This is a genomic window from Bradyrhizobium sp. (assembly GCF_017881085.1).
In the GTDB taxonomy this organism is placed as follows: Bacteria; Pseudomonadota; Alphaproteobacteria; order Rhizobiales; family Xanthobacteraceae; genus Bradyrhizobium.
Window position 1 is genome coordinate 1 of sequence record NZ_JADGRI010000191.1, and the last position, 10,305, is coordinate 10,305.

General features: G+C 62.8%; 10 protein-coding genes. 6 read left to right on the plus strand and 4 right to left on the minus strand.

The genetic code is table 11. The annotated features are described in order from the left end of the window. Positions 1-1,310 (minus strand): malonyl-CoA synthase (locus QZ213_RS17805; RefSeq protein ID WP_291687409.1); only part of this gene is annotated, 1,310 nt, incomplete at its 3' end. A 97-nt stretch (positions 1,311-1,407) separates the two neighbouring features. Here QZ213_RS17805 and QZ213_RS17810 point away from each other — a divergent pair. The 4 genes from QZ213_RS17810 (at position 1,408) to QZ213_RS17825 (ending at position 5,455) form a co-directional block, all read left to right on the plus strand. Next, positions 1,408-2,169: an SDR family oxidoreductase gene (locus QZ213_RS17810; protein WP_291687410.1), complete on the plus strand. Its 762-nt coding sequence runs from the start codon at positions 1,408-1,410 to the stop codon at positions 2,167-2,169. 1,016 nt (positions 2,170-3,185) lie between these two features. Then, a complete protein-coding gene (locus QZ213_RS17815; protein WP_291687411.1) occupies positions 3,186-3,767 on the plus strand; it encodes a fasciclin domain-containing protein in 582 nt (193 codons plus the stop codon). A gap of 192 nt (positions 3,768-3,959) precedes the next feature. Continuing rightward, on the plus strand, positions 3,960-4,592 hold the full coding sequence (locus tag QZ213_RS17820) for a cytochrome b/b6 domain-containing protein (RefSeq protein WP_291687412.1): 633 nt from the start codon (positions 3,960-3,962) through the stop codon (positions 4,590-4,592). Positions 4,593-4,669: 77 nt separating this feature from the next. After that, on the plus strand, positions 4,670-5,455 hold the full coding sequence (locus QZ213_RS17825) for a molybdopterin-dependent oxidoreductase (RefSeq protein WP_291687413.1): 786 nt from the start codon (positions 4,670-4,672) through the stop codon (positions 5,453-5,455). Between the two features lie 2 nt (positions 5,456-5,457). On the opposite strand, the gene QZ213_RS17830 is transcribed toward QZ213_RS17825, so the two are convergent. Continuing rightward, the gene (locus QZ213_RS17830; RefSeq protein WP_291687414.1) at positions 5,458-6,648 is read right to left on the minus strand and encodes a YbfB/YjiJ family MFS transporter; all 1,191 of its coding nucleotides are present in this window, start codon (positions 6,646-6,648) and stop codon (positions 5,458-5,460) included. 142 nt (positions 6,649-6,790) lie between these two features. Here QZ213_RS17830 and leuB point away from each other — a divergent pair, with 142 nt between their 5' ends. After that, positions 6,791-7,903 (plus strand): 3-isopropylmalate dehydrogenase, encoded by a 1,113-nt coding sequence (gene leuB / locus QZ213_RS17835; RefSeq protein ID WP_291687415.1) that lies wholly within the window; start codon positions 6,791-6,793, stop codon positions 7,901-7,903. A 151-nt stretch (positions 7,904-8,054) separates the two neighbouring features. On the opposite strand, the gene QZ213_RS17840 is transcribed toward leuB, so the two are convergent. Beyond that, positions 8,055-8,456 (minus strand): hypothetical protein, encoded by a 402-nt coding sequence (locus QZ213_RS17840; protein ID WP_291687416.1) that lies wholly within the window; start codon positions 8,454-8,456, stop codon positions 8,055-8,057. A 160-nt stretch (positions 8,457-8,616) separates the two neighbouring features. Further along, a complete protein-coding gene (locus QZ213_RS17845; protein ID WP_291687417.1) occupies positions 8,617-9,426 on the minus strand; it encodes a hypothetical protein in 810 nt (269 codons plus the stop codon). A 117-nt stretch (positions 9,427-9,543) separates the two neighbouring features. Here QZ213_RS17845 and QZ213_RS17850 point away from each other — a divergent pair. Next, positions 9,544-10,305, plus strand: a 762-nt coding sequence (locus QZ213_RS17850) for an aspartate-semialdehyde dehydrogenase (RefSeq protein WP_291687418.1), incomplete at its 3' end; no start/stop codon positions are given.

The window sequence follows — 10,305 nt, forward strand, 5'->3', positions numbered from 1 at the left end:
ACGGCGGATTCGATCACGCCCGGCATGGCGTCGATCTCGCTCTCGATTTCCTTCGGATAGACGTTGAAGCCGCCGGAAATCACGAGATCCTTACCGCGGCCGACAATGTGCACATAGTCTTTGGCGTCGATCTTGCCGAGGTCGCCGGTGATGAAGAAGCCATCGTCGCGGAATTCGGACTTCGTCTTCTCCGGCATTCGCCAGTAACCCCTAAAGACGTTAGGGCCCTTGACCTCGATCATCCCGATTTCGTCGCGGGCCAATTCCTTGCCGGTTTCGGGATCGGTGACGCGCACGGAAACGCCGGGCAGGGGATGGCCGACCGCCCCGGGGACGCGTTCGCCGTCATAGGGGTTCGAGGTGTTCATGTTGGTCTCGGTCATGCCGTAGCGCTCGAGCACGGCGTGGCCGGTGCGCGCGAACCATTCGCGATGGGTATCGGCGAGCAGCGGCGCGGAGCCCGAAATGAACAGCCGCATATGTTTGGTCGATTCTTTGGTCAGCGCCGGACTTTGCAGGAGGCGTGTATAGAATGTCGGTACGCCCATCAGGACTGTCGCGCGGGCCATCAGCTTGATGATCAGTTCGGGATCGAATTTCGGCAGGAAGATCATCGAGGCACGCGCGAAGAGCGTGACGTTGCTCGCCACGAACAGCCCGTGGGTGTGGTAGATCGGCAGCGCGTGGATCAGCACGTCCTTGTCGGTGAAGCGCCAGTAGTCCACCAGCGAGAGCGAATTCGACGCGAGGTTATCGTGGCTGAGCATCGCGCCCTTGGAACGCCCCGTGGTCCCCGAGGTGTAGAGGATCGCGGCGAGATCGTCGTTGGCGCGCGCGACGGTTTGGAATTCGGGTTTTGCTTTTTCGGCGGCGTCGGTCAGCGAGCCCTTGCCATCGGCCCCGAGCGTCTCGACCCTGGCGCTGACTTTCGCGGCGATCTTGCCGATGCCTTCGGCCCTCGACGGATCGCACACCACCAGTGACGGCTCGGCATCGCTGATGAAATATTCGAGTTCGTTGAGCGTATAGGCGGTATTGAGCGGCAGATACACCGCGCCGGCGCGCACCGTGGCGAGATACAGCACCAGCCCCGGCACCGATTTCTCGGTCTGGGCGGCGACGCGGTCGCCGGTCTTGACGCCGCGGCTGACCAGCACATTGGCCATCTGCCCAACGCGGGCGATCAGCTCGCCATAGCTGATGCGCTGGCCGTCGGGCATTTCGATCGCGAGCCGGGCCGGATCGTCGAGGCCGTCGAACAGGCGGGAGAACAGGTTGGCGTTCATGATGGTTTTCTGGATCGCGTTCATGCATCATTGCGGGAAGGGCGGACGCGGCCGTTAGGCCGCGACAATGTGACAGTTCAATAGCAAAAACGCCCTTCAAAAAGCAACGGAGACAGTTTGCATGTCAAATGACGGGAAACGCGTGGCCTGGGTGACCGGCGGCGGCAGCGGGATAGGCGAGGCAGGGGCCGAGGCGCTGGCGGCGGATGGCTGGACGGTGGTGGTTTCGGGGCGGCGGAAGGACGCGCTGGACGCCGTGGTGGCGAAGATCACCAAGAGCGGCGGTAAGGCCGAGGCGATCCCGCTGGATGTCAGCGTCGCCGCCGACGTCAGCAAGGCCGCCGAGCAGATTGTCGCCAAGCATGGCCGCATCGATCTCCTGGTCAACAGCGCCGGCATCAATGTACCGAAGCGCAGCTGGGCGGAGATGGAGCTGGAAGGCTGGAACAGACTGGTCGATATCAATTTGAACGGCGTGCTGTATTGCATGCGCGCGGTGCTGCCGGCGATGCGCAAGCAAAAGGACGGCTGCATCATCAACGTCGCGTCCTGGGCCGGCCGCCATGTCTCGAAAATGCCGGGACCGGCCTACACCACGACCAAGCACGCGGTGCTGGCGCTGACCCATTCCTTCAACATGGATGAATGCGTCAACGGCCTGCGCGCCTGCTGCCTCTCGCCCGGCGAGGTCGCAACCCCGATCCTGAAACTGCGGCCGGTGGTGCCGTCGGAAGAGGAGCAGGCGCGGATGCTGCAGCCCGAGGATTGCGGCCGCACCATCGCCTTCGTCGCCAGCATGCCGCCGCGGGTCTGCGTCAACGAGATCCTGATCAGCCCGACCTGGAACAGGGGCTTTGTGCAGACGCCGAACAATCGGGACTGATTCTTCCGTCGTCCCGGCCTCGAGCAAGTGTAGCCCGGATGAGCGAAGCGATATCCGGGTCCGGTTTCCAGGCGCACCGCACCCGCATGTCGCTGCGCTCATGCGGGCTACACTCGATTGATCGAATTGAGACCTCATCAAACGCCACGCCGGCCCGTCAGTTTCATCGGGGCCGCGGGGCCTCCCATGCGCCCCAGCGGATTTGCGCGTAAAATCTAATTTCTCAAGCCCGATCAATCTGTTTCTACCTGTCCAGTCCCTTCCAAAAAAATATTCTGTTTTTCCGAAATCGAAATCATCTTATATCCGCAGCCGTCCACCCCACTCGAGGGGCGTATCGCGATCGTCACGGACGCGGGGTTGGATGCGATGGACGCGGGCGGCGCTTCTGACGAGAGCGTTTTGCTTGCGGACGGAGAAGTCGTGTGGTCCTGACGCCTCGACGCTGGCGTCAAGTTTCGCGGAATTATTCGCGAAGCGACGGTGACAAAAAAGCCCGATCGCCGGGGAGATCACGAAGGAAGCCGTTAAAACCATTGCGCAGGGAAGGCCGGACTGCTTCCGCTGAACCTGTATGCTCGTGTGCGCTTTTTTGCACATTTTTGCACGCGAGACCGCGGGTGCAGCGCGCACCCGGCTTTCCCTGCGCCCTCTTTTCGAAGGGGGCGGGAAGAAACAGCAAACCTCGGGCGCAGCGCGTCGCGGGAATTATATGCATGTCCAGGAGATCGTCATTGCGAATGTTGAACCGTCATTGCGAGCGCAGCGAAGCAATCCAGCTTTCTTGCTTGTTGCCCGATGGATTGCTTCGCTGCGCTCGCAATGACGGAGGCCTACACGGGCACAATCGCAAAAAGTTTCAAACATCACGATAAATTATTCTTCGAAACCGCCCCCGAAACCTTCCGTAGCTCGGGCCAACGGCGACGCAGTCAATCATCCACGGACGAGCGTCGTTGTTGCCTCAAACGCCGGCGGAAATCCGCCGGTCACCTCAATCCATCGGGAGACGATCCATGTCCAAGCGTATTGCACTTTTCTCCGCCGCCGCCCTCGGTGCGCTGGCTCTGACCACGGCCGTCGTTGCGCCGGTTAGCGCGCAAGACAAAATGATGAAAAGCGAAATGTCCGGCGAGAAGACCGTGATGGTCGGCGGCGCCGCGATGTTCCCGTCGAAGAACATCATCCAGAACGCCGTCAACTCCAAGGACCACACCACGCTGGTTGCGGCGGTGAAGGCCGCCGGTCTCGTCAACACGCTGGAAGGCAAGGGCCCGTTCACGGTGTTCGCGCCGACCAACGCCGCCTTCGGCAAGCTGCCGGCCGGCACGGTCGACACGCTGGTGAAGCCCGAGAACAAGGCGACCCTGACCAAGATCCTCACCTATCACGTGGTCGCGGGCAAGCTCGAGGCTTCCGACCTGACCGACGGCAAGAAGCTCAAGACCGTCCAGGGCGAGGAGCTGACCGTCAAGCGCTCCGGCAACACGGTGATGATCATCGACTCCAAGGGCGATTCCTCGACCGTCACCATCCCGAACGTCAACCAGTCGAACGGCGTGATCCATGTGGTCGATACCGTCCTGATGCCGTCGTAACACCCCGCCCGTCCTGCTCTTGTCCCCAACAGGACGCGCGGCCGCGAGCCGGGGCAACCCGGCTCGCTTTTTTGTGACCGCCATACCCGGCCTGCATCGATTTTATGGTCTGTATGGCAGTAACGGAGCCCGGGTTGCCGGCGTATAATCGAACGTACCAACTTCCAGAGACGGAACAGCCAGGGAATCGCGATGTCCAGCCTTGCAGCCAGCGATGAACGCGCCGTCCAGGCCACGGCCAGGGTAATCCAGCCCGCATGGGTGCGGACCGTGCACTGGATCAATGCCGTGGCGATGATCCTGATGATCATGTCGGGATGGCAGATCTATAACGCCTCGCCACTGTTCAGTTTCCTGAAATTTTCCAAGAGCATTACGCTTGGCGACTGGCTCGGCGGCGCCTTGCTCTGGCATTTCGCGGCGATGTGGCTGCTGATGGTCAACGGCCTCGTCTATCTCGCGCTGGGGCTTGCTACCGGCCGCTTCCGCAAGAAGCTGCTGCCGATCACCCCGGCGGGGGTGATCTCGGACGCAAAGGCGGCGCTGACGGGCCATTTGTCGCATGACGACCTCACCCGATACAATTACGTGCAGAAGCTGCTCTATGCCGGCATCATCGCGGTCGGCGTCGTCATCGTGCTGTCGGGACTGTCGATCTGGAAGCCGGTGCAGCTGCAATGGCTGACGGCGCTGTTCGGCGGCTACGATGTGGCGCGGTACATCCACTTCTTCTGCACGTCGGCGATCGTCGCGTTCCTGATCGTTCACGTCGCGTTGGCGGTGCTGGTACCGAAGAGCCTGCGCGCCATGATCATCGGCCGCTAGCGCATGATCCGGAAAAGTGGGAACCGGTTTTCCGAAAAGGTCATGCGCAGAAAAAGAGTTTTCGAGGAGGACTTATCATGGGCCGACTTCGCTCGCTTCTGATTCCCGGCGTCGACAAGAAGCTGCTGGTCCGGGACGCGGTCAAGGTGATGCCGGATCTGGCGCGCCGGCGTTTCATTGCCGGCGGCGCAAGCCTGGGCGCGCTGACGCTGCTGACCGGCTGCGACGTATCCGACAGCTTTTCCGCCGAGGACATGCTGAAGAAGGTCTCGAAATTCAACGACGCCGTGCAGGCGCTGATCTTCAATCCCGACGCGCTGGCGCCGACCTTCCCGGAAAGCGCCATCACCAAGCCGTTCCCGTTCAACGCCTATTATGATCTCGACGACGCGCCCACAATCGACGGCAAGGAGTGGAAGTTCGAGGTGCGCGGCCTCGTCGACAACAAGAAATTCTGGACGCTGGACGAACTCTACAAGCTGCCGCAGGTCAAGCAGGTCACGCGCCATATCTGCGTCGAGGGCTGGAGCGCGATCGGGAGCTGGACCGGCACACCGCTGCGCGACTTCCTCAAGCTGGTCGGCGCCGACACCCGCGCCAAATATTGCTGGTTCCAGTGCGCGGATGCCGAAGGCTACAATTCGCCGCTGGACATGGCCACCGCGCTGCATCCGCAGACCCAGATGACCTTCAAATTCGCCGACGAAATCCTACCCAGGGCCTACGGCTATCCGATGAAGATCCGGGTGCCGACCAAGCTCGGATTCAAGAATCCGAAATACGTGATCTCGATGGAGGTCACCAACGACTACAAGGGCGGCTACTGGGAAGACCAGGGCTACAACTCGTTCAGCGGGAGTTAGCCCTACGGCTTCTGCACGAGCTTCCCCTGAAACGCCGCCGCCATCGCACCCGCCGCCAGCATCGCCGCCGAGACGTTGAGCGCATAGGACAGGCTGCCCATGGCGTCGGTGACCGCGCCGACCGCGATCGGGCCCAGCGTCTGGCCAATGCCGAAGGCGATGGTCATCGCCGCGATTCCCTTCGGCCAGGCGGAAGGCGGATAGTTGAGGCGGACGAAGGCGGTCGTCGATCCCACCACCGCGAAGAACGCGACCCCGAACACCAGCGCCGAGATCGCCAGTAGCAGCGGGGAATGCCCGAACAGCGGCAGTGAGGCGCCCAGCGCGTTGACGCCGAGGATGATCGCGGTGGAGAGGCCGCCGCGGTCGAGCGCCAGCACGCGGCGCCACACCCAGGGCGTCACAAAGGCGCTGACGCCGATCAGGCTCCAGAAGCCGCTCTGCGCCGCCGCGCCGCCGCCGGCGTCGCGGACATAGGCGATCATGAAGGTCATGTAGGCGATGTAGCCGGCGCCGAACAGGAAATAGCCGGCGAGATAGATCAGCACCGGCAGAACCGCGAATTCCGCCGGCGCCGCGTCGGCAAGGCTATCGTTGACATCAACCGGAGTCAGCATCAGCGGAACGGTCATGGCGATCGCGAGCCCCGTCATCGCCCACCATACGATCCACCACGAGCCCGGGCCGAACGCATTCAGCACGAAAGGTGCGATCAGGCCCGAGGCCAGGATGCCAAGCCCGGGCCCGGCATAAAACAGACTCAGCAGAAAGTTTGCGTGGGCGGGACGGGACTGGGCAATCTTCGTTGCCAGTGTGCCGCCGGCGACAAAACCGGCCGCCGCGCCAAGCCCGGCGAGCAACCGGGCAAAGCTCAGGACGAAAAAATCGCCCGACAGCGCGCACAGCGCCAGCGACACCACACATGCCAGCGTTCCCCAGCGCACCGCGGCGGAAAGGCCGTATCGCCTGATGAGCCGGGAGGCCATCAGCGCGCCCGCGAGATAGCCGGCCGCATTGATGGTGTTCATGAAACCCGCGGCCGAATACGACCAGCCGAGCGAATCGCGCATGTCCGGCAGCACCAGCGAATAGGCGAAGCGGCCGATGCCCAGCCCAACGGTCGGGGTCAGCGACAGGATCAGGATCAGCCGCGCGGGATGCGCAGGTGGCGAGGGAGGGGCGGGGGCGTTCACGGGAATCTCCGGCGGGGACCGGCATTCTGGCAGGAGAGGGGGCGGTTGCACAGGCGCGCGGCAAGCAATGGTGTCTTGCCATCAACGCAACGGCGCTTTAGCACTCCGCGCGCATCCGTTATTCCGCAAAAGGCACATCGACATGGCGACCCACAAGCTCCTGCTCCTCCCCGGCGACGGCATCGGCCCCGAAGTGATGGCGGAGGTGAAACGCCTGATCGGCTGGCTCAATGCGCAGGGCATCGCGCATTTCGAGACCGAGGACGGGCTGGTCGGCGGCGCGGCCTATGACGCGAGCAAGCAGAGCATCACGGACGCCACCATGGCCAAGGCGATGGCCGCGGATGCCGTGATCTTCGGCGCGGTCGGCGGTCCGAAATGGGACGGCGTTGCCTACGAGGCGCGGCCCGAGGCCGGGCTGCTTCGCTTGCGCAAGGACCTCGGCCTGTTCGCCAATCTGCGGCCGGCGGTGTGCTATCCGGCGCTCGCCGACGCCTCGAGCCTGAAGCGCGAGGTGGTCGAGGGCCTCGATATCATGATCGTGCGGGAGCTCACCGGCGGGGTGTATTTCGGCGAGCCGAAAACCATCACCGATCTCGGCAACGGCCAGAAGCGCGCCATCGATACCCAGGTCTACGACACCTATGAAATCGAGCGCATCGCCCGCGTCGCGTTCGACCTGGCGCGCAAGCGCCGCAACAAGGTGACCTCGATGGAAAAGCGCAACGTCATGAAATCGGGCGTGCTCTGGAACGAGGTGGTCACCCAGGTGCATGGGCGCGAATACAAGGACGTCGAACTCGAGCATCAGCTCGCCGATTCCGGCGGCATGAATCTGGTGAAATGGCCGAAACAGTTCGACGTCATCGTCACCGACAATCTGTTCGGCGACATGCTCTCGGACATCGCGGCGATGCTGACGGGTTCGCTCGGCATGCTGCCGTCGGCGTCGCTCGGCGAAGTCGACGTCAAGACCAGGAAACGCAGGGCGCTGTACGAGCCGGTGCACGGCTCGGCGCCCGACATTGCCGGAAAGGGCCTCGCCAATCCGATCGCGATGATCGCGTCATTCGGGATGGCGCTGCGCTATTCCTTCGACATGGGCGCGCTGGCCGACAAGCTCGATGCGGCGATTGCAGCGGTGCTGGCGAACGGCCTGCGCACCGCGGACATCAAGTCCGAGGGCACCACTTCGGTCAGCACCACGCAGATGGGCGAAGCGATTCTGAAGGAATTGCAGAAGCTGCACGCCTAAGCGCAGATCTTTCCGCATGGTCGTCCCGGCCTTGAGCCGGGACCCATCGCCACAATCGTTGTGGTTGGGCGAAAGTCGTCGGACATCTTTTTTGGACGAGGTGGCACGGTGTGGGTCCCGGCGTTCGCCAGGACGACGCGAGACCGTTAAATCAATACAGCGGGAAGCTGCGCGGATATCCGCCCATGTCTGACGGCGGATTGAGCGGCTGGCGGTCGATCGGGCGATTATTGTTCTCGCGCGCGAACGACGGGTAGCCGAGCTCCGGCGGATAGGCGTAGTCGGTGAACTTGCGGTCGCCCGGCAAGACTTCGACGCCGGCATCGAGCCAGGAACGCTTGGTGACGTAAATGCGGGTGTGTGGTCCCTGCTGATAGATCACGTTGGGGCCGCTCGGCCCGTAATAGGGGCGGCCCCGGTTGTCGAACTGCCGCTTGGGCTCGGCGCTCGCCGATGTCAGGTCGAAGCCGACGGCGACGACGGCGAAAGCAGCCAGCAGCCAAGCAAGCTTGTTCGCAGCAGGGAGTTTCGCAGCTTGGAACTTCCGAGTCATCATGTCCTCACGGGCGGCCCGGCCGCCATTACCGATTTGGCGGCCACCTTAGCTGCCGCGACCATGCAGCCACAAGGTCAAACGGGCCACACTGCGCCGGAATAATGCCGGGGGACACGATATGTTGCTTGAGAACCAGCACCTTGGCGGGTGCGCTGATCTATAGCGTGCCGCGCAAAAGCGGATTGCCCGCCGACGTCACCCAGTCCGGCGAGGGGGCTTGTGGGGAGGCGGACGCGCAGTCCGCCCGCCGTAGCTCGGCGCGGGCGAATAATTCAGCCAGTTTGGGGTCGTTTCCGGCTGTCAGCAGGATCAGCCGGTTCAGCATGCAACGCGCCGACGCCCGCTGGGCCGGCAGGGTGTCACCCTGGCACGACCAGCCGGAGAGCTGCAGGTTGGGGTCGTTGAGACGCTTGAGGAAGCCGAGGCAGGATCCGGCGTCGCCGGGATGGCGAAGCACCGTCACACCGCCGAACTTGCTGTCGACGACGCCGGCTGCTTCCAACTCGCGCGCACCCTTGGGCTCCATTCGGGCGGCCAGATTGTCGATGGTTTGCCCGGTTTGGCCAAATTCACCACCGGGGCGATAGATTTCGATTTCCGCCACCGGCCTTTCGCCCGGTCCGGCGTCGCGGGACACCCAGCGAATGACGTCCCGGCGGCCCCCCAGAGGATGCCGAAATATCTCGTAGGTCTCTGTTTTTTCGTAAGAATCGAATGGGCTGACGGCAAACGCCGGATGCGAACGCTCAGCCACGCTCCAGCCCGCTTTGACCGGGGGGTCGTTCGATTCGCCGGCCGGCAATTGGTCCCATAGATGGATGCCGAGGATCGCAACCAGGGCCAGAGTACCCACATAAACCATGAGCCGCGCCAGCGTGCCGCAGCATTCGTCGGCGAAGCTGGTGAGCGCCGGATGAATTCGGGTCTGAAATGAGGGGTGGGCCCGGTTGGACCAAAACGATCGCATCAGGCGTCCGATTACGCGGGTCTAACGTTGTCTTGACGGCGTTTCTCGCATAGAAGCGCTGCCTCTTCCCTTTCCGCTGGCGGCGATGGGGAGGCATTTTTCTGCGGAGAGTGAACGATGGGTTACAAAGTCGCAGTGGTCGGGGCGACCGGCAATGTCGGGCGGGAAATGCTCAACATTCTCGACGAGCGCAAATTCCCGGCGGACGAGGTAGTGGCGCTGGCGTCACGCCGCAGCATGGGCGTCGAAGTGTCCTATGGCGACCACACCCTGAAGGTCAAAGCGCTCGAGCATTACGATTTCAGCGACGTCGATATCTGCCTGATGTCGGCGGGTGGCGCGGTGTCGAAGGAATGGTCGCCGAAAATCGGCGCCGCCGGCGCGGTCGTGATCGATAACTCCTCCGCCTGGCGGATGGATCCCGACGTGCCGCTGATCGTGCCCGAGGTCAATGCGGATGCGGTTGCAGGCTTCACCAAGAAGAACATCATCGCCAATCCGAACTGCTCGACCGCGCAGCTCGTGGTCGCGCTGAAGCCGCTGCATGACAAGGCGACCATCAAGCGCGTGGTGGTCTCGACCTATCAGTCGGTCTCCGGCGCCGGCAAGGACGCCATGGACGAACTGTTTTCGCAGACCAAGGCCGTCTACACCAACAGCGAACTCGTCAACAAGAAATTCCCCAAGCGTATCGCCTTCAACGTGATCCCCGAGATCGACGTTTTCATGGAGGACGGCTACACCAAGGAAGAGTGGAAGATGATGATGGAGACCAAGAAAATTCTTGATCCCAAAATCAAGCTGACCGCGACTTGCGTGCGGGTGCCGGTGTTCGTCGGCCATTCCGAAGCCATCACCATCGAGTTCGAAAATCCGATT